General features: G+C 70.9%; 18 protein-coding genes. 14 read left to right on the forward strand and 4 right to left on the reverse strand.

What is annotated here, in order from left to right:
- The first annotated feature begins 146 nt into the window (after positions 1-146).
- The 7 genes from ACFYPJ_RS19295 (at position 147) to ACFYPJ_RS19325 (ending at position 6,922) form a co-directional block, all read left to right on the forward strand.
- The gene (locus ACFYPJ_RS19295) at positions 147-1,004 is read left to right on the forward strand and encodes a DMT family transporter (RefSeq protein ID WP_389018247.1); all 858 of its coding nucleotides are present in this window, start codon (positions 147-149) and stop codon (positions 1,002-1,004) included.
- Between the two features lie 228 nt (positions 1,005-1,232).
- Complete coding sequence (locus tag ACFYPJ_RS19300; protein WP_389018249.1) at positions 1,233-1,961, forward strand: DUF1684 domain-containing protein; 729 nt, start codon at positions 1,233-1,235, stop codon at positions 1,959-1,961.
- A 42-nt stretch (positions 1,962-2,003) separates the two neighbouring features.
- On the forward strand, positions 2,004-3,524 hold the full coding sequence (locus ACFYPJ_RS19305; protein ID WP_389018252.1) for an ABC transporter substrate-binding protein: 1,521 nt from the start codon (positions 2,004-2,006) through the stop codon (positions 3,522-3,524).
- On the forward strand, positions 3,524-4,489 hold the full coding sequence (locus tag ACFYPJ_RS19310) for an ABC transporter permease (RefSeq protein ID WP_389018255.1): 966 nt from the start codon (positions 3,524-3,526) through the stop codon (positions 4,487-4,489). Before ACFYPJ_RS19305 ends, ACFYPJ_RS19310 begins: the two co-directional genes overlap by 1 nt.
- Positions 4,486-5,364 carry an ABC transporter permease gene (locus tag ACFYPJ_RS19315; protein ID WP_389018258.1) on the forward strand — a complete coding sequence of 293 codons (879 nt, stop codon included), beginning with the start codon at positions 4,486-4,488 and terminating at the stop codon, positions 5,362-5,364. Before ACFYPJ_RS19310 ends, ACFYPJ_RS19315 begins: the two co-directional genes overlap by 4 nt.
- Entirely contained in the window at positions 5,361-6,161 is an 801-nt protein-coding gene (locus tag ACFYPJ_RS19320; RefSeq protein WP_389018261.1) for an ATP-binding cassette domain-containing protein, read from the forward strand. Before ACFYPJ_RS19315 ends, ACFYPJ_RS19320 begins: the two co-directional genes overlap by 4 nt.
- Positions 6,158-6,922 carry an ABC transporter ATP-binding protein gene (locus tag ACFYPJ_RS19325; RefSeq protein WP_389018263.1) on the forward strand — a complete coding sequence of 255 codons (765 nt, stop codon included), beginning with the start codon at positions 6,158-6,160 and terminating at the stop codon, positions 6,920-6,922. The genes ACFYPJ_RS19320 and ACFYPJ_RS19325 overlap by 4 nt, the downstream gene beginning before the upstream one ends.
- A gap of 9 nt (positions 6,923-6,931) precedes the next feature.
- Here the strand turns inward: ACFYPJ_RS19325 and ACFYPJ_RS19330 are convergent, their stop codons facing one another.
- The 4 genes from ACFYPJ_RS19330 to ACFYPJ_RS19345 form a co-directional block, all read right to left on the reverse strand.
- The gene (locus ACFYPJ_RS19330) at positions 6,932-8,143 is read right to left on the reverse strand and encodes a helix-turn-helix domain-containing protein (protein WP_389018265.1); all 1,212 of its coding nucleotides are present in this window, start codon (positions 8,141-8,143) and stop codon (positions 6,932-6,934) included.
- A 220-nt stretch (positions 8,144-8,363) separates the two neighbouring features.
- On the reverse strand, positions 8,364-9,311 hold the full coding sequence (locus tag ACFYPJ_RS19335) for a hypothetical protein (protein ID WP_389018268.1): 948 nt from the start codon (positions 9,309-9,311) through the stop codon (positions 8,364-8,366).
- Positions 9,312-9,349: 38 nt separating this feature from the next.
- A complete protein-coding gene (locus tag ACFYPJ_RS19340) occupies positions 9,350-10,921 on the reverse strand; it encodes a DUF6801 domain-containing protein (RefSeq protein WP_389018271.1) in 1,572 nt (523 codons plus the stop codon).
- 248 nt (positions 10,922-11,169) lie between these two features.
- Complete coding sequence (locus ACFYPJ_RS19345) at positions 11,170-11,799, reverse strand: hypothetical protein (protein ID WP_389018274.1); 630 nt, start codon at positions 11,797-11,799, stop codon at positions 11,170-11,172.
- Between the two features lie 702 nt (positions 11,800-12,501).
- Between ACFYPJ_RS19345 and ACFYPJ_RS19350 the strand changes: the two genes are divergently transcribed.
- From ACFYPJ_RS19350 to ACFYPJ_RS19380, 7 genes are read left to right on the forward strand one after another with little or no spacing between them, the layout of a single operon-like run.
- The gene (locus tag ACFYPJ_RS19350; RefSeq protein ID WP_389018276.1) at positions 12,502-13,506 is read left to right on the forward strand and encodes an ABC transporter ATP-binding protein; all 1,005 of its coding nucleotides are present in this window, start codon (positions 12,502-12,504) and stop codon (positions 13,504-13,506) included.
- Entirely contained in the window at positions 13,503-14,267 is a 765-nt protein-coding gene (locus tag ACFYPJ_RS19355) for an MlaE family ABC transporter permease (RefSeq protein WP_389018279.1), read from the forward strand. Before ACFYPJ_RS19350 ends, ACFYPJ_RS19355 begins: the two co-directional genes overlap by 4 nt.
- A 5-nt stretch (positions 14,268-14,272) precedes the next feature.
- Complete coding sequence (locus ACFYPJ_RS19360; protein ID WP_389018282.1) at positions 14,273-15,079, forward strand: MlaE family ABC transporter permease; 807 nt, start codon at positions 14,273-14,275, stop codon at positions 15,077-15,079.
- Position 15,080: 1 nt separating this feature from the next.
- Entirely contained in the window at positions 15,081-16,334 is a 1,254-nt protein-coding gene (locus ACFYPJ_RS19365; protein ID WP_389018284.1) for an MCE family protein, read from the forward strand.
- On the forward strand, positions 16,331-17,389 hold the full coding sequence (locus ACFYPJ_RS19370) for an MCE family protein (RefSeq protein ID WP_389018287.1): 1,059 nt from the start codon (positions 16,331-16,333) through the stop codon (positions 17,387-17,389). Before ACFYPJ_RS19365 ends, ACFYPJ_RS19370 begins: the two co-directional genes overlap by 4 nt.
- A complete protein-coding gene (locus tag ACFYPJ_RS19375) occupies positions 17,386-18,498 on the forward strand; it encodes an MCE family protein (protein WP_389018290.1) in 1,113 nt (370 codons plus the stop codon). The genes ACFYPJ_RS19370 and ACFYPJ_RS19375 overlap by 4 nt, the downstream gene beginning before the upstream one ends.
- Positions 18,498-19,517 carry an MCE family protein gene (locus tag ACFYPJ_RS19380; RefSeq protein WP_389018293.1) on the forward strand — a complete coding sequence of 340 codons (1,020 nt, stop codon included), beginning with the start codon at positions 18,498-18,500 and terminating at the stop codon, positions 19,515-19,517. Before ACFYPJ_RS19375 ends, ACFYPJ_RS19380 begins: the two co-directional genes overlap by 1 nt.
- Positions 19,518-19,686 lie beyond the last annotated feature (169 nt).

A 19,686-nucleotide genomic window follows, 5' to 3' on the forward strand; every position in this document is an offset into this window, starting at 1 on the left:
ACACCGGTGCGCGCGCTTCTCCGCCGTGCGGCAGTCGCCGCTCTCCCGCCCCGACCAGGCGAAACAGCCCTGGGCGTGCTCGCCGGAGGCCGCACTCGGTGACCGGCGCCGCAGCCGTAATCCGAAAGGCGAGGCATTGTAGAGATGTGATCGTGCTCGCCGTGGCCTGTGCCGTAGTGGGGGCCGCCAGCAACGCCGTGGGTACGGCGTTCCAGCGCAAGGCCGCCTCGGCGGTGTCGCGGGGCGGCGGGCTCGGCCTGATGATCGCCCTCGTGCGCCGCCCCGCCTGGTCGATCGGCCTCGCCGGTGTCGCGGGTGCCGCGATCTTCCAGGCCCTGGCTCTGGTCAACGGCCCGCTGGCGCTGGTCCAGCCGCTGTTCATCCTGGAACTGCCGTTCGCCCTGCTCGTCGCGGCCCGGCTGATGCACCGCCGGCTGTCCGCCGCGGGGTGGTGGGCGGTCGCCGGCATGGTCGGCGGGCTCGCCCTCGTCCTGGTCGCGGCGGCGCCCTCGGGCGCACGCGACCAAGCGTCCATGGTGCGCTGGCTGCCGGTGCTGGCCCTGACCCTGGGGGCCATCGCCGTGGCCGTCGTGCTCGCCCGGTCGACGCGTTCCTCCCTGTTCCGTGCGGCGACGCTCGCCCTGGCCGCCGCGATCGGCAACGCGCTGACCGCCGCGCTGATGAAGTCGGCCACCGGGGTGCTGGCCCATGCCGGGTTCCCCGCCTTCCTGCGGACCTGGCAGACCTACGGCTTCGCGCTGGCCGGGGTCGGCGCGCTGCTGCTGCTGGAGAACTCCCTCCAGGCCGGCGCACTGATCGCCTCGCAGCCCGCACTGACCATCGGCGACGCGTCCACGAGCCTGTTCCTCGGGGTGGCGCTGTTCGGCGAGAACGTCCGTACCGGCTGGTGGCTGCTGCCGGAGCTGGCGGGGGCCCTGCTGATCCTGTGGGGCGTGCTGAGGCTCGCCCGGGTCGTGCCCCATCTCATCGATCCCGGCCGCTGAGGGCTGCGCCGGCGGAGCCATGGCGCGATGCCTGCTCCGGGCGTGATCAGCGGGGGCGGTTGGCGTGCTGCGCGGGAGCCGCAGGGGAGGCCGCGTCTCAGCATGTGTCAGTGGCATTTGACATTAGATCCTCTTATGGAAGATAAAGGGCATGCTTTGGCCACTCATTCGCGCGGCGTGTGTCCGCGGTGTGCGGCCGCCGTCCGTGCTACCCGAGTGAGTCCCGCCGTGTCCCATACCGCACCCGACCAGCCCGACACCGATGCCGTCGCACGGTGGGACGCCTGGCGCGACGAGCGCCGCCGGGGCCTCACCGCGCCGACCGGGAACCTGGCGCTCGTCGAGACCCGCTGGCTCCCGGCCGGCGAACGCCCCGACGCGGAGCGGGCCCGGGCCGGCCGGCCGGACACCGTGACGGTGACCACACTCCAGCGGACCGACCTCGTCACCGGCGAGCCCGAGCACGGCCTGCGCTTCTGGGACGCCGACTCCCCGGCCGTCCGCCACTTCGACCGGGTCGACACCTTCCCGTACGACCCCGCCTGGGTGCTGCACGCCACCTACACCCCCGTGCCCGGCGCCCGTCGGGTGCCCTTCGAGCACCTCCGGGACAATGGCGGCACCCGCGACCTCGTCGTCCCCGGCGACATCACCCTCACCGTCGACGGCCGCGAGTACACCCTGAGCGCCTTCGACGACGACGGCACCCTGCTGCTCGTCTTCGGCGACCGCACCAACGGGGACACCACCTACGGCGCCGGCCGGTTCCTCTTCGTGCAGCGGACCGGGGACGACCACCGCGTCCTGCTCGACTTCAACCGCGCCTTCGTGCCGCCCTGCGGATTCTCCGATCAGTACAACTGTCCGATGCCGCCGCCGCAGAACCGCTTCCACCTGCCCGTCGAGGCCGGTGAGCGGCAGCCCGTCTTCCGCGACGGCTTCCCCGCACAGCACTGACCCCGCATCCCGCCCGCATCGCCGTCCGAAGGCCCACACACCGTGAACATCAAGAAGACCTCCCTGTACGCCACCGCGACCGCGGCCGGTCTCGCCCTGACCCTGACCGCGTGCGGCGGCTCAGGCTCCGGCGGCAGCGCCTCCGGCGGCTCCTGGAACAAGAACGCAGTCGTCAACATCGGCTCGCTCTACGAGCCGCAGAACCTCGACAACACCGCGGGCGGCGGCCAGGGCGTGACCGAAGCGCTCAACGGCAACGTCTACGAAGGGCTGTTCAAGCTCACCGACGACGGCAAGGCGGACAAGCTCCTCGCCAAGGACTACCAGGTCAGCCCCGACGGACTCACCTACACCTTCACCCTGCGCGACGGCGTGAAGTTCCACAGCGGCAAGCAGCTGACCAGCGACGACGTCAAGTACAGCCTGGAGAAGGTGATCGCGCCGGACTCCCAGTCCGCCCGCAAGAGCGACCTCGCGGTGATCAAGGACATCGCCACCCCCGACGCCCGCACCGTCAAGGTCACGCTGTCGCAGAAGTCGATCTCCTTCGTCTACAACCTCAGCTACGTCTGGATCATCGACTCCCAGGCGAAGAACCTGAAGACGACCGAGGACGGCACCGGCCCCTACACGCTGGACAAGTGGACCCGGGGCTCCGCGCTGAGCCTGAAGCGGTTCACCGGCTACTGGGGCTCCGCAGCCGCCAACCAGGAGGCCGTCTTCCACTACTACAAGGACGCCACGGCCCTCAACAACGCCCTGCAGACCAACGCCGTCGACGTCGTCACCAGCGAGCAGTCGCCGGACTCCCTCGACCAGTTCAAGAACAACCAGAACTACAAGGTCAACGACGGGAACTCCACCACCAAGCTGCTGCTCGCCTTCAACGACAAGGCCAAGCCGTTCACGGACGTCAAGGTCCGCCAGGCCGTCACCGACGCCATCGACAAGAAGAAGCTCCTGCAGTCGGTCTGGGGCGACTACGGCAAGCTGATCGGCTCGATGGTGCCGCCGACCGACCCCTGGTACGAGGACCTGACCAAGGTCAACGCCTACGACCCGGCCCACGCCAGGCAACTGCTCGCCGCCGCCGGTTACACCAAGGGCTTCTCCTTCACCCTGGACACCCCGAACTACGACCCGCACCCCACCGCCGCGACCTTCATCAAGTCCGAACTCGCCAAGGTCGGCATCACCGTCAAGATCAACATCATCACGCCGGACGAGTGGTACACGAAGGTCTACCAGAACCACGACTTCACAGCGACGCTCCAGGAACACGTCAACGACCGCGACCTCGTCTGGTACGGCAACCCCGACTTCTACTGGGGCTACGACAACAAGCAGGTCCAGCAGTGGGTGAAGCAGGCCGAGCAGGCCGACACCACCGCGCAGCAGACCGAGATCCTGAAGAGGGTCAACCGCCAGACCGCCGACGACGCGGCCAGCGACTGGCTGTACCTGTACCCGCAGATCGTCGTGGCGAACAGCACGTTGTCCGGCTACCCGCTCAACGGCCTCAACTCCCAGTTCTACGCCTACGACATCAAGAAGAAGGGCTGATGGCGCGCTACCTCCTGCGCCGCCTGGTCTTCCTCGTGGTGTCCCTGGCCCTGGCGAGCGTCGTGCTGTTCGTGCTGCTGCGCCTGCTGCCCGGCGACCCGGCCAACGCGCTCACCTCGGTGGGCGCGAGCCCCGAGCAGATCGCCGCGGCCCGGCACGCCATCGGGTCCGACAAGCCGCTGCCCGAACAGTTCACCCACTGGCTCGGGCAGCTGGCGAGCGGCGACCTCGGCACCTCCTTCGTCAGCTCGCTCCCCGTCGGACCCGAGGTCACCGGCCGGCTGAACGTCACCGTGCCGCTGACCCTCGCCGCCTTCGTCCTGGCCGTCCTGATCGCCGTACCCGCCGGATTCGTCGCCGCCCACAAACGGCACACCTGGTACGGCGCGCTGCTCAGCGGCGTCTCCCAACTGGGCATCGCCGTCCCGGTGTTCTGGCTCGGCATCATCTTCATCGCCGTGTTCGCGCTGAACGCGGGCTGGCTGCCGGCCGGCGGCTTCCCGCAGGACGGCTGGTCCGCCCCCGCCGACGCCCTCCGCGCGCTGGTGCTGCCGGTCGTCACCATCGCCCTGGTGATGAGCGCGTCCCTGATCCGCTACGTCCGCTCCGCCACCCTCGACGTGCTGGGCAGCGACCACCTGCGCACCGCCCGCGCCCTCGGCTCCTCCTACGCGGGCGCGATGTGGCGGCACGGACTGCGCAACGCCTCCGTGCCGGTGATCTCCGTGCTCGGCATCGAACTCGCCTCCACCCTGCTCGGCGCGGTCGTCGTGGAGTCCGTGTACGCGCTGCCCGGCCTCGGCTCGATGCTCGCCACCGGCATCGCCCAGCACGACTACCCGGTCATCCAGGGCGTGCTGTTCGTCTCCACCCTCGCCGTGCTGCTCATCGGTTTCGCGGCCGACCTGGTCCAGCGGATCATCGACCCCCGGCTGCGCGGACGACTGACGGGAGCCGCCCGATGACCGGGACCGACCTGCTCGAACCGGCGCGGGCCAGGAAGGCTTCGCGGACCGGGCGGCAGCGGCGCCGCTCCGCCACGCTTGTCGTCGGCTGCGTCCTGGCGGGCGCCATCGCCCTGCTCGCCGTCGTCTCCCTGTTCTGGCTGCCCTACCCGTCCGACGACACCTCGGGCGGGCGCCTGGCCGCCCCCGGCGCGGGTCATCTGCTGGGCACGGACAAACTCGGCCGGGACCTGTTCACCCAGGTGATGACCGGGTCCCGGATCGCCGTCGAGGCGGGGCTCGGCTCGGTGCTGATCGCCACCCTGATCGGCGTCACCCTCGGGGTGCTCGCCGCGTTCGCGCAGGGCTGGCTCGACGACACGCTCTCCGCGTTCCTCGACATCCTGATCGCGTTCCCCACCCTGCTGCTCGCCATGCTCATCGTGGCCGCACGCTCGGCGACCCTCTCGTCCGCGGTCCTCGCGATCGGCCTGGCGCAGAGCGCCGTCGTCGCCCGGCTGGTGCGCATCCTCGTCAAACGGGTCCTCGCACAGGACTACATCATCGCCGCCCGCACCTCCGGGACCTCCTGGCCGCGTACGGTGCTCGGCCACGTCCTGCCCAACATCTGGCCCACCCTCGTGGTCAACCTCGCCCTGCAGTTCGGCCTCGCCGTGCTCGCCGAGGCCGGACTGTCCTACCTGGGCCTGGGCGCCCCGCCGCCCAACGCCTCGTGGGGACGCATGCTCCAGGAGGCGCAGGCCACCTTCACCACCGCCCCGGCCGGCGCCCTGGCCCCCGGCATCCTGCTCGTCCTGCTGGCGATCGGGGTCAACCTCGTCGCCGACGGACTGCGCGACACCCTCGACCCGGCGACCCGCCGGAGGCGCACATGACCCTCCTCGACGTCCGCGGCCTGACCGTCCGCACCGCCGACGGCCGGACCCTGGTCGACGACCTGTCCTTCCGCGTGGCGAGCGGGGAACGGCTGGGCCTCATCGGCGAGTCCGGCTCCGGCAAGTCGCTCACCACCCTCGCGGTGCTCGGCCTGCTGCCCGACGGCATGACCGCCACCGGCAGCGTGGAACTCGCCGGCACCCAGATCGTCGGCGCGCGCGAGAAGCAACTGACCGCCGTGCGCGGCCGGGACGCGGCCGTCGTCTTCCAGGAACCGCTCACCGCCCTCGACCCGCTGATGCGGGTGGGCCGCCAGGTCGCCGGACCGCTGGGCCGGCGCACCGGCCTGAAGGGTGCCGCCCTGCGCGACGCGGTACGCGAGGCGCTGGCACAGGTCCGGCTGCCCGAACCCGAGCGCGTCGCCCGCGCCTTCCCGCACGAGATCTCCGGTGGACAGCGCCAGCGCGTCGCCCTGGCCATGGCACTGGCCTGCGCGCCCCGGCTGCTGATCGCCGACGAGCCGACCACCGCCCTGGACGTGTCCGTGCAGGCGGAGATGCTGAACCTGATCGACACCCTGGTCCGCGAGCGGGAGATGGCGGTCCTCTTCGTCAGCCACGACCTGGCCGTGGTGGCCCGGGTGACCGACCGGGCCCTGGTGCTGAAGGACGGCCGGGCCGTCGAGGACGGCACGGTGCACGACCTCGTCCGCAACCCGCGCGAGCAGTACACCAGGGACCTGGTGGCCAGCGCCCGCACACTGGAGTCCGCCCTGGACCTGAGGAGCCCGCGGTGACACCCGTACTGGAGCTGAAGGACGTGGCGCTGCGCCACCGGGGGAGCGCCGCCAGCGCGGTTCAGGACGTCTCCCTCACCGTCGAGACCGGGCAAAGCCTCGCCCTCGTGGGCGAATCCGGGGCGGGCAAGACGACGCTGTTGCGTCTGCTGCTCGGCCTGTCCCGGCCCACCGCCGGCGCCGTACGTTTCGACGGCGCCGAGCTGTCCCCGCGCGACCGGGCGCAACTGCGCCGGTTCCGGCGCAGCGTGCAGTGCGTCTTCCAGGACCCCTACTCCTCCCTGGACCCGCGCCGGCGCGTCGCCGCGATCGTCGCCGAGCCGCTGCGCTCCCTGGGCATCGACAACCGAGCCGGCGCCGCCCCGAAGGTCGCCCGGGCCCTGGAGCGGGTGGGCCTGCCCGCCGACGCGGCGGCCCGCTATCCGCACGAGTTCTCCGGCGGACAGCGCCAGCGGATCGCCATCGCCCGGGCCACGGTGTGCGAGCCACGGGTGCTGCTCGCCGACGAACCCGTCAGCGCGCTCGACGTCACCACCCGGGTCAAGGTCGTCGACCTGCTCGCCGAGCTGAAGCGGGAACAGGGGCTGACACTCGTCATGGTCTCCCACGACCTGTCGGTCGTCGCCTCCCTGTGCGAACGCACCGCCGTGCTGGAACACGGCCGGATCGTCGAGCAGGGCGAAACCGCCCAGGTGCTCGGCGAGCCGGCCCACCCCTACACCCGCAGGCTGATCGAGAGCGTGCCGCGCCTGCCGGTCTGACCGGGCGGCTCACTCGGCGCGGTCGCCGCCCCGCAGATGCAGCGAACGCAGCGCCGCCTCCAGGGCGAAGCGGTGGTCGGGATCGGCGAGCCGGGCCCCGAGGCGCCTGTCCAGGTTCCGCAGGCGGTAGCGCACGGTCTGCGCGTGGACACCCAGCATCTCGCCGACCTGCTCCGCGGGCGCCCGGGTGGAGATGTGCAGGCGCAGGGTCTCCATCAGCCGGCTGCGGCGGCCCGTCGGCAACTCGTCGAGCGGTGCCAGCTCCCGGGCCGCCAGATGGGACACCAGAGGCGGATCGGACAGCAGCCACAGTGTCACCAGATGGTCCTCGCAGCGGACCAGCGGGGCGTCGGCCACGACCCCCTCGTCGACGAGTTGGAGTGCGCGGCGTGCCCAGCGGATGGAGTCGGCCGCCTGGGCGAGCGGCACGGTCAGGCCCGCGACGGCGTGCGTACCGCCCAGCGCCGCGTCCAGCATCACCAGCCGGTCCGTGCTCAGCGCCCCCGGAATGAGCAGATGGGGCTGCGGAATGTCCAGGTCCGCGAGGACGTCGCCGGCCAGCCCCGCCTCCAGATGCTCGGGTGCGGGCGAGCGCAGCGCGAGGAGCGTCACCTCGGAGGGCAGCGGCCAGGCGGCTGCCTCGCACAGCCCGGAGACGGTCGCCTGGGGCAGCGGCGGCGCGGCGAGGATCAGGTGCAGCAACTGTCTTCGCACCGCCGAGACTTCGGACGAGGCCCGCGACTGCACCTCCGTGTAGCCCTCGCGGGAGAGCGCCTCCAACTCCTCGACGTAGGCGAACAGCGCGTCGGCGAAGGCGAGGATCACGGTGGGGGAGAGGTTGTACTGCCGTCCGACCGCCTTGGCGCGGCGCAGGGCGATGCGCGCGCCCAGCCGGTAGGCCCCCTGAAGGGTGTCCAGCTCCCGGCCCTCGTACGCCTCCACCCGCCCGAACTTGCGTAAGAGTTCGTCACGCAGTGCCGAGTTCGTGCCCGGTTCGGCCACCCGGTCCACGAACGCGGACAGGGCCTGCTCGACGCCCTGCCGGATGGCGTCGGCGTTCGGACCGTTGAGCAGGCGCCCGTACACCGGGTAGGCGCGGGTGACCTCGATGCGTATTTCCTTCATGAGGCCGGGCAACTCCGGTCGCATGAAGGCCGCGAACTCCCGGGGAAGGGGATCGAGCGGTTCTCCGACCTGCGGCGACCGTACGGTTGAAGGCATGGCTGGTCGTCCCTTGCTCTCCGACGCGCCCGGTGGGGGGAGACCGGCCCGGGTGCCCTCTCCGGCGGAGGGGGACACCCGGCCGGCCATCAGGTGCATACCTGTCTGGGCTGCTGAAGCTAAATCATGTTTCATGCTTCGTACACAAGTCGTGCACGGTTTGCTGCAGCGAGACGGGATCGGACTGCCGGGACGGCTGATAATCGACTTTCCGCGCCCGTTACTTGACGGCCGACTTCCAGTTGCGCGAGAGGATCTGACCGGCGTCGGGAGCGGCGGTCCCGGGCGCGGTCAGACCGGCGAGATAGGTCTGCGCGTTGTTGAGCGTCAGGCTGTTGTTCCCGGCCGCGGAGGGCAGCCCGGTCTTCAGGTTGACCGCCGCGTTGATCAGCCCGACGTTCAGGCCGCACCCGCTGGCCCCGGGCACCGCGAAACTGCTGTCGTTCTGGGCGGCGCCGGTGAGGGCGACCCGGCTCATCTCGCCGCCGTCCGCGACGGTGCCGTCGCCGTTGAAGAACGACAGCCCGAACTCGGGGTTGGTGACGTTCTGCGGCTTCAGCACGATCGGGCTGGACTTCGTACCGATGTAGCAGTTGGAGCCGAGGAACGGGTTCTCCAGGTGGATACGGACCGGCAGGGTGACGATCGGCTTGCCGGTGACGATGCCCGCGGTCTGGTCGAAGTCGCGGGGTGCGCCGACGGACTCCACAGTCGCCGTGATCTTGTTGAGGGTGCTGTTGGTGAGCTGTTCGCAGATGGCCGTGACCCCGGGGATGTTGCTCGGACACATCAGACCGAGCAGCCCGCCGGGCACGGTCGCGGAGTCGGCGATGATCGCGCCGTCGGCCGGTGCCGCCACGGAGCTGGTGCCGTCGGAGTTCTGCACGATCCCCATCTGGAGATCGGTCCGGCCCGTCACCACGGTGGTGTTGCCCAGCTTGATGGAACCGCTCGGCGCCGTCGAGACCACGCACTGCGGTGTCTGGGCCAGGCCGTCCGCGGCGAGCATCGCCGGTGCGTCCACCGGGCAGCGGGTGAACGGTGCCCACTCGCCGTTGAGCTGGGCGGTCGCGGCGGTCGCCGTGCCCATCGAGGCGAAGGCGCCGAGTGCGGTGCCGAGCGCCGTGACGGTCGTGACGAGTCTGGCGCGGTGCGAGAGCCGGTTCATGTCGTGGCCTTCCGTGAGGGGTCCTGGCGGAGCGGGGCTCAGCGTTCGGGAACGGGGATCTTGAGGGGTTGCAGGTCCGTGGTGCACTCGTCCGGGTTGGGCGTCTCGGCGGACACGAAGCAGGTCTGGCCCTGTATCTGCTTGAGGTAGTTGCCGGAGCCCGAGACCGAGGCCGTCAGGAGGCGGTCGATGTTCTCACCGCCGGCTCCGCAGCCGGTGAAGGCGGGGATGCTCACCTCGCCGGTCAGCGGGCCGCCGGAGGTCAGCAGATAGCCGGTGGCCGGCTCGCCCGTGACCTGTTCTCCCCGGCCGTAGAGCACCAGATGGTCGCCGGGGTGGTTCGCCGGATCCGGTTCGGGGGAGGCGAGGGGTTTCCCGGTCCGGCAGTTCGGACCCACGGCCAGCGGTGTCCCGTTGACCGTGAGCGAGGTGACCTTGAGCACGAGCGGCACCCGGACCCAGGTGTCCGTGCTGGTGAACACGAAGTTGGTCGCCCCGAGCGAGTCGATGGTCACCGGGCCGGTCTGCTCCAGCACCATGGTGGCCGTCGTCGGGGTGAAGCCGAACGTCAGGAACGTGGCCGTGATCGGTTGCGACGCCTTGCGGCCGCCGTTGTAAAGGTCGCCCGTGGAATGCTGCTTGATGGTGCCGCCGCTCCAGTCCGGATAGGGGATGAACTCCGGCGGACCCTGCTCGATCAGCGTGCAGGTCAGCGGGATCAGGGCGGCGCCCTTCAGCTTCTTTACGTTCGAGTACCCGGTGATGTACGCGTTCAGCGACTGCGGGCGGGCCGGGTAGCCGGCGTCGTACTTGCACGGCGGCGCGTCGGGGCGGTCGCCGGTGCCGCCGGGCGTGTCACCGGTGACCTTGGGGGCCCGTTCGCCCTGCCGGTCCGCCGGGTCCCCGCCCTGACCGCCGGGCGAGGCGGAGGCGGAGGCCGACGGCGATGCCGATGCCGACGGTGAGCCGGACCCGGACGGGTCCGCACCGACCATGACGCCGGCCAGCAGACCGGAGTCGGGCGCGTTTGCGGCGAGGGAGCACTCGGCGGTGAACGCGGTGGGAGCGCCGGTGGCGCCGTCGGCCGCGCTCGGTGTGATGTCCACCGCCAAGTGCGCCGCGGACAGCGTGAGTTCACCGGCGCTCTGCCCGGTCACCGTCGGGACGTCACCCGTCGCGGTCAGCGTCAGCGGTCCGCTCGGCGGGAGGACCACGGGCTGCGCGGTGCCGCGCCAGGTCGCCTGCGCCCGGGCGTCGTTCTGTGCGACGGCTACGGTCAGGCGGGTCTCGGCCTGGACGCCGGCCGCTCCGGACGCGGCGAGGTCGGCCACCGCCTCCGCCGGGAACTCGACGGCCGTGGTGACGTCCGCGGGCCGGATCGGCTCGCCCGCCGCCACCCGGTCCGGAAAGGCCGCCGAGACCCGCACCGTCACCGGCCGCTGCCCGGACGGCAGCGTGCAGACGTAGGGGAGTTCGACAGCGGCCTGCCGGGGGCCCGCGGCGACGGCCACGGCCGGGACCATGGCGGCCAGCACGACGAACGCGGCGATGGCCGCGCCGCGGGCGCGGACCCGGGACGGCCGCCGGACGGCGGCACGGGGACCTCTCATCTGTTGCTCCGCTCGGATCGTTCGGTGCTCCGGGGTACGGCGACGGCGGCGGCAGGCGCGCTCGGCAGTTCCGCGCGGCGCGCACGGGTCGGGCAGTGCTCCGCGCGCGGCGCGGGGAAACCGTGCGAGCGGCCACGACGCCACCGCGGGCGGACGACGGGCCACGGCGCCGAACGGCCCCTGCGGCCATGCCGCCTGCACGTGCGCCCGGCCGGTGACTCCGGCCGGGCGGACGCGCGGGACCTGCCTTACGGGTTGGAGCCGACGATGGTCGGGATGGTGCTGGTGCCGGTCACCTTGACGGCGTAGTTGCCCTTGAAGGTGGGCTTCGTGGACGTCGTGACCACCGTGCCGCAGCCGGCGGACGCCGTGGCGACGCTCAGGTCGCCGGACGCGCTGTTGACCGCCAGGATTCCGGTGGAGTTGGTGTACGTGGCGGAGGCCTTGCCCGTCACGGTGAACACACAGGCGCCCGCGGTCACCGTGGCCTTGACGTTGCCGATGTAGCCCGTGGTGACGCCGGCGTTGTAGTCCACGGCGACGACCGACCAGGGGGGTGTCGCCACGGTCGTGACGTTGCCGAGGACACTGGTGCACGGCGAAGTGCTGCTGCCGAAGGTGACGGCGGATATGGAGGCGACGGTCGCCGGGTTGCCGTTGGCGCTCTGCATGGTGCCCGACGCGGCCGACGTCGTACATGTCATCGGGATGTTGGCGGTCAGCACGATGTTGCCGCTGTTGGTCGCCGTGAAATTGGCCGGGGTCGGGTTCACGGTCCACACCGTGGAGGGCACCGCGGAGGCGGGGGCGACGGCCATGCCGAACGCGGCCGCGGCGGCACCCAGAACGACGGCGGTGCTCCGTATGGGTTTCTTCATGACGCTGGGACGCTCCTTGTGGATTGACCGACAGAGGAGGGCCGCTACGGCACCGACGGAGAGGGGGACCGGGCGACCCGCGGTTCGGAAAACCTCGACCGCGGGCACCGACGTTACTTGCCGGAAACTTGGCCGAACAATGCCAGTGGCCATGATTCTTTGGCGAAGGGAATTATCTGTCCACCGGGTGAGTACCGCACCGCGCGGCTTAGTCATCCGGTGCTAAGGACGGCCCGGTGGGGCAGTCGTGCCCTGACACGCACCGGATGCTCACCGGATGACAAGAACGGGGGTCCGATTTAGCGCCGCCCTGATAGTTTCCGGGCGGTCACCTCGAATATCACGCAAAACTCGGGACCCGCTATTGCCCGCCGAGGTTACTGGGCCGTAACGTGCCGGGTACGGCGCCGATCTCCAGGTGGGTGGCCCCCAGCCGACCGGAGGAACGGCGGAAGATGTCCGGCCCTCGCCCGCCTTCCGGGGCGGACATCCACCGGCAGGGTCCCGCGGATCCCCACCCTCCGCAGGCGCGTGGCCCCGCCCTGTCTCCCCGAGACAAGTGCGGGACCGGTCTTTGTCTGCGCGGTGACAAAGTCCGGGGGAGCCTCGGGAAGCCGGTGTCCCACCTATTGCCAGTCAACCGTGCAGGGATTTAACGTGCGCTTCCGCAGTGCACACCGAATCGTTCGTGCGGGAGGTGATATGGGAATCGAAGTGGTCGTCGAGGGCCTGACCAAGTCCTTCGGCAAGCAGAACATCTGGCAGGATGTGAGCCTCACCCTGCCGGCCGGAGAAGTCAGCGTCATGCTCGGCCCGTCCGGCACCGGAAAGACCGTCTTCCTGAAGTCGCTCATCGGTCTGCTCAAACCGGAACAAGGCCGTGTCCTCATCAACGGGGTGGACATGGTGAACAGCCCGGAACGCGACATTTTCGAGACCCGGAAACTCTTCGGGCTCATGTTCCAGGACGGCGCCCTTTTCGGTTCGATGTCCCTCTTCGACAACATCGCCTTTCCGCTGCGTGAGCACACCCGTAAGAAAGAGTCCGAAATCCGGCGCATCGTCATGGAGCGGATCGAGGTCGTCGGTCTGCTCGGTGCCGAGGGCAAACTGCCGGGCGAGATCAGCGGCGGCATGCGCAAACGGGCCGGCCTGGCCCGCGCCCTCGTGCTCGACCCGCAGATCATCCTGTGCGACGAACCCGACTCCGGACTCGACCCCGTACGCACCGCCTACATATCCCAGCTGCTGATCGACCTGAACGCGCAGCTCGACGCAACGATGCTGATCGTCACCCACAACCTCGACATCGCTGCCGCGGTCCCCGACAACATGGGCATGCTGTTCCTGCGCAAGCTCGTCACCTTCGGGCCCCGCGAGGTGCTGCTCACCAGCGAGGAACCCGCCGTCGCCCAGTTCCTCGGCGGCCGGCGCGAGGGCCCCATCGGGATGTCGGAGGAGAAGGACGCCGCCGCGCTCGCCGCGGAGGCCGCGGGCACCCGCGCCGAGCGGCCGGCCCCGCCCCGCGAGATCGTCCCGCAACTGGAGCCGTCCCCCGGCCTCCCGCCGCGCCGCGCCGTCGCCCGCCGCCGCGAGCGTGTCCTCGGCATGCTCGACCAACTGCCGCCCGCCGCCCGCAGCGCCATCGAGCGCACCTACGCCGCCGGTGCCACCGCCCCCGCCCCCGCCGCCGGGGGCGGCGCATGATCCTCGGCGCGCTGCGGCAGACCGGACGGCTTTTCGCACTCGCCGCCGAGGTCGGCCGGGCCATCTTCAGACGGCCGTTCCAGTTCCGGGAGTTCATCGAGCAGTTCTGGTTCATCGCCAGCGTCACCATCCTGCCCGCCGCCCTGGTCTCGATCCCGTTCGGCGCCGTGATCGCCCTTCAGGTCGGCTCGCTCACCCAGCAGTTGGGCGCCCAGTCCTTCACCGGCGGGGCCAGCGTCCTCGCCGTGGTGCAGCAGGCGAGCCCACTCATCGTGGCGCTGCTGATCTCCGGCGCCGGCGGCTCCGCCATCTGCGCCGACCTCGGCTCCCGGGCCATCCGCGAGGAACTGGACGCGATGCGGGTCATGGGCGTCTCGCCGGTGCAGCGCCTGGTCGTACCCCGGGTGCTCGCCGCGATGGGCGTGGCCGTCCTGCTCAACGGCCTGGTCTCGGTGGTCGGCATCCTCGGCGGCTACTTCTTCAACGTCTTCCTGCAGGACGGCACCCCGGGCGCGTACCTGTCGAGCTTCTCCGCCCTCGCCCAGCTGCCCGACCTCTACATCAGCGAACTCAAGGCCCTCGTCTTCGGTTTCATCGCGGGCATCGTCGCCGCCTACCGCGGGCTGAACCCGCGCGGCGGCCCGAAGGGCGTCGGGGACGCCGTCAACCAGTCCGTCGTCATCACCTTCCTGCTGCTGTTCTTCGTCAACATGGTGATGACCGGCGTCTACCTCCAACTCGTTCCGCCGAAGGGAGGCTGAGGCCGGTGGCCTCCCCGCTCGTCTGGCTCGACCGCTCCGGCGACCAGCTGATCTTCTACGTCCGCTCCCTGCTCTGGGTCCCGCGCACCCTGCGCCGCTACCTGAAGGAAGTGCAGCGGCTGCTCGCCGAGGTCGTCTTCGGCACCGGCGGCCTCGGCGTGATCGGCGGCACCATCGGCGTGATGATCGCGATGACCCTGTTCACCGGGACCGTCGTGGGCCTGCAGGGATACGCGGCACTGGACCAGATCGGCACCGCCGCGTTCACCGGGTTCGTCTCCGCGTACTTCAACACGCGTGAGATCGCCCCGCTCGTCGCCGGACTCGCCCTGTCCGCGACCGTCGGCGCCGGTTTCACCGCACAGCTCGGGGCCATGCGCATCAACGAGGAGGTCGACGCCCTGGAGGGCATGGGCATCCGCTCGCTGCCCTACCTGGTCACCACCCGCATCATCGCCGGCGTGGTCGCGATCGTCCCGCTGTACGCGGTCGGGCTGCTCTCCTCCTACCTGGCCTCGCGCTACGTCACCGTCCTGTTCAACGGCCAGTCCCGGGGCACCTACGACCACTACTTCAACCTGTTCCTGTCACCCACGGACGTGCTGCTCTCCGTCCTCAAGGTACTCATCTTCAGCGTGATGGTGATCGTCGCCCACTGCTACTACGGCTACCGCGCGTCCGGCGGCCCGGCCGGCGTCGGGGTCGCCGTGGGCCGCTCGGTGCGCAACGCCATCGTGCTGATCAGCCTCACCGACTTCTTCCTGTCGCTCGCCCTGTGGGGAGCCACCACGACCGTGAAGGTGGCGGGGTGACATGAGCAGCCCACGAGGCCGGTCCCTGCGCCACCGGCTCGCCGGAGTGGTCTTCCTGGTGGTGCCCGTCCTGCTGATCTGGCTGGCCGTCGCCGTCTACGACAAGGAGTTCACCGACTCCGACCCGGTGGTCGTCGAGACCGGCACCGTCGGCAACGAGATGCACCTGGGCGCCGAGGTGAAACTGCGCGGCGTCGTCGTCGGCGAGGTCCGCCACATCGAGTCCACCGGCGACGGAGCCCGGCTCACCCTCGCCCTGCGGCCCGGCACCCTCGCCGACATCCCCTCCGACGTCAGCGCGCAGATGCTGCCGACGACCCTGTTCGGCGAGCGGTTCGTGGCCCTCGTCCCGCCGGCGCACCCCTCCGGCCGGCCGCTTCCCGCCGGGGCCGTCATCCCCCAGGACCGCTCCGCGAACGCCGTCGAACTGCAACGGGTCCTCGACGACGTGCTGCCGATGCTCACCGCGGTCCAGCCGCAGAAGCTCTCCGCCACGCTGTCCGCCGTCTCCCGGGCACTGGAGGGACGCGGCGAGCAGATCGGCCAGACCCTGGGCCGACTCGACACGTATCTGCGCAAGTTCAACCCCGACCTGCCCACCCTCAACCGCGACCTGAAAGAACTCGTGAAGGTCAGCAACGTCTACGCCGACGCCGCACCCGACATCGTCACCGCACTCACCGACTTCACCACCACCAGCGGCACCCTCGCCGAGAAGTCCGGTGACCTGGCCGCCACCCTCGGCGCCACCACCGGCGCGGCCGACGACCTGACCGCCTTCCTGCGCGGCAACAAGGACACCATCATCCGGCTCAGCGCCGACTCCCGGGCCACCCTGGAACTGCTCGCCGAGTACTCCCCGTCCTTCCCGTGCACCCTGCGCACCCTCGCCGACTTCGTCCCGGAGATGGACAAGGCGCTCGGCAAGGGCACCGACCGGCCGGGAATCAGAGTCGACGTCACCACCGTGCGGTCCCGCGGCGCCTACGTCGCCGGCCGCGACACCCCGTCCTACGACGCCGGGGGCGGCCCCCGCTGCTACCCCGTGCCCTACCTCGGCGTGCCCGTGAAACCGGCCGCACAAGTGCGCGCGTCCGCCGACCAGGACCTCGGGCCCGCCAATTCCCCGCAGGAGAACGACCTCGTCAACGAACTGCTCGCACCGGCCACCGGCAATCGGCCCGCCGACCTCCCGGACTGGAGCAGCCTGCTCGCCGGACCGGCGCTGCGCGGCACGGAGGTGACCCTGCGATGAGCACTCCCCGCCCCGCGCACACCCGGCGCCGCCCGCTCACCGGCCCCGTGCTGAAGTCCGTGGCCTTCCTGGTGGTCACCGCGCTGGCCACGACCGTACTCGGACTGAGCGTCGCCAACACCGGGGTGGGCTCGGACACCCGCACCTACAAGGCGCTGTTCACCGACGTCACCGGACTCGTCGACGGCGACGGCGTGCGCATCTCCGGGGTGAAGGTCGGCGAGGTCACCGATGTCCGCGTCGTCGACCGGCGCACCGCACAGGTCACCTTCACCGTCCGCGACGACCGCACCCTGCCCCGCTCGACGACCGCGGCCGTCAAATACCTCAACATGGTCGGGCAGCGTTATGTCGCCCTCGACCGGGGCAGCGGGGACCTCACCGGCACCCTGGCGGGCGGCGACACCATCCCGCTCGACCGCACCTCGCCCGCCCTCGACCTGACGCTGCTGTTCAACGGTTTCAAGCCGCTGTTCGAGGGGCTCTCACCGAAGGACGTCAACGAACTCGCCGGCTCCATCGTGCAGGTGCTGCAGGGCGAGGGAACCACCGTCGACAGCCTCGTCCAGCACATCGGCTCGCTCAGCACCACGGTGGCCGCGAAGGACGAAGTCATCGGCGCGGTCGTGAAGAACCTCAACACGATCCTGACCACCCTCAACGACCGCGAGGCCGACTTCGACAACCTCGTCGCCACCCTCCGCCGGCTCATCTCCGGCTTCAACGAGGACCGCAAGCCCCTGGGCCGGGCCGTCGCCGCCATGGGCGACCTGACCACGGTGACCGCGGACCTCCTGAACGACGGGCGCGCACCCCTCGCACAGGACATCCGCGAACTGGGCCGGCTCTCCGGCAACCTGGGCGACGCCGCCCCCGAGATCGAGAACTTCCTTGCCAAGACCCCAGCCAAGATGACCGCCCTGGGCCGGCTGTCGTCCTACGGATCGTGGTTCAACCTCTACCTCTGCGAGGCACGTGTGAGCGGAGTGACCACCACCGACGGCTTCGAACCGCCCACCGGTATCGCCGTCACGGAACCGAGGTGCGGCGCATGAGCCCGCTCACCCGGACCGGCCGCCGCGCGGGCGACGGCGGCACCGACGCCGCCACCCGCACCGGACGGCGCCGCGCCCCCTGGCTGAAGCCCGTCAAGGACCGCAACCCGGTGGCGGTCGCCCTCGTCGGCCTGCTCCTGCTGGCCCTGCTCACCGTCTTCGCCTACAACGCCGACCGGCTGCCGCTGATCGGCGGCGGCACCGCCTACAGTGCCGACTTCAGCGAGTCGGCCGGCCTCGAAAAAGGCGACGAGGTGCGCGTCGCAGGTGTCAAGGTCGGCCGGGTCACCGAGGTGTCCCTCGACGGCGGCAAGGTGAAGGTCGGCTTCGAGGTCGACGGCGCCTGGATCGGCGACCGGACCACCGCGGCCATCGCCATCAAGACGCTGCTCGGCGAGAAGTACCTGGCCCTGGATCCGCTGGGCAACGCGCGCCAGGACCCCGGCAGCCGCATCCCGCTGGCCCGCACCACCTCGCCGTACGACGTGACCCAGGCGTTCCAGGACCTCAGCAGCACCGTCGACGACATCGACACCGAGCAACTCGCCAAGAGCTTCGAGACGATCTCCGAGACCTTCCGGGACTCACCGCCCGACGTACGCAAGGCCGCCACCGGTCTGTCCGCGCTGTCCAGGTCCGTCTCCAAGCGGGACGCGGAACTCGCCGAACTGCTCGGCGGCAGCGCCCGGTTCACCAAGACGCTCAAGGACCAGAAGTCCAGTTTCGAGACCCTCATCGAGGACGGCGGCTCCCTGCTCGGCGAGTTGCAGGACCGCCGCACCGCCATCAGTGCCCTGCTCAAGGGCAGCCGGTCCCTGTCGACGCAGCTGAGCGGACTCGTCGCGGACAACGAGAAGCAACTCGGCCCCACCCTCACCGCACTCGGCCGGGTCACCACCGTCCTGGAGAAGAACCGCACCCAGCTCGACCGCACGCTCGCGCTCGTCGGCCCCTACTACCGGCTCGTCGGCAACACCCTCGGCAACGGCCGCTGGTTCGACAGCTATTTGTGCGGAGTCGTGCCCCGCGACTACCTGCCCGACCCGTCCCAGACCGAGCCGTGCAAGCCGCCGGAACAGTCCGCGCAGACCCAGGGGAGCGGTGAGTGATGACCAGGCGCAGCAGACTCCTTGCAGCCGGCGTCGTCCTGGTGGTGGTCGCCGCCGGGCTGGGCGTCGCCCGGGTCCTGGACTCCACCGGCACCCGGCTGACCGCATACTTCGACCGCGCCGTCGGCGTCTACGCCGGTTCCGACCTGCGCATCCTGGGCGTCCGGGTGGGCGAGGTGGCGTCGGTCAGGCCGCAGGGCACCCAGGTGCGGGTGGAACTCGCCCTCGACGACGGCGTACGGGTTCCGCAGGGCGCCCGCGCCGTGATCGTGGCGCCGAGCGTCGTCGCCGACCGCTATGTGCAGCTCACCCCCGCCTACCGCACCGGGCCCGCGCTCGCGGCGGGCGCCGTGCTGCCCGCCTCCCGCAACGCGACGCCCGTCGAGATCGACCAGCTCTACGCCTCGATCACCGACCTCGGCAAGGCGCTCGGCCCCGACGGCGCCAACGCCTCCGGGGCCCTGTCCGACCTGCTGACCACCGGCGCCGCCAACCTCGACGGCAACGGCAAGGCGATCGGCGAGGCCATCGAGCAGTTCGGCAAGGCGGCCAAGACCCTCAGCGGCAGCAGCGACGACCTGTTCACCACGCTCAGCCAACTCCAGTCGTTCACCGGCATGCTCAAGGAGAAGGACTCCGGCGTGCGCACCGCCCAGGAGCGCCTGGACACGGTCGTCAGCTTCTTCGCCGACAACAAGGACGACCTCACCGGAGCGCTGCGGGAACTCGGCACCGCACTCGCTCAGGTCAAGCGGTTCATCGAGGACAACCGCGGCGAACTGAAGAAGAACGTCGACCGGCTGGTGCCGATCACCCGGACCCTCGTCGAACAGCGGGCCTCCCTGGCCGAGGCCCTGGACGTCGCGCCGCTGGCCGCGGACAACGTCGTGTCCGCCTACAACACCGACACCCGCACCCTCGACGGCCGCGCGAACCTCAACGAGATCAGCATGGGGGGACCGCTGCTGCCGCTCCCGGCGACCGGCGGCTCCGCCTCCTCGGGGGAGGGGAAGCGGTGAGACGCGGCATACGCAGACGCAAGGGCGCGGCAGCCGGGGCGGAGCCCGCCGCCCGCCACCAGGACGGCCAGGAGACGGGGGAACAGCCGGAGAGGCGGGGGCAGCAGGAGGACCGGGCCGGCCAGGACGGGCAGCGTAACCCGGCGGACCCGGACGACCGGACGGACCC

The organism is Streptomyces sp. NPDC006012 (genome assembly GCF_042871185.1).
Classification (GTDB): Bacteria; Actinomycetota; Actinomycetes; order Streptomycetales; family Streptomycetaceae; genus Streptomyces.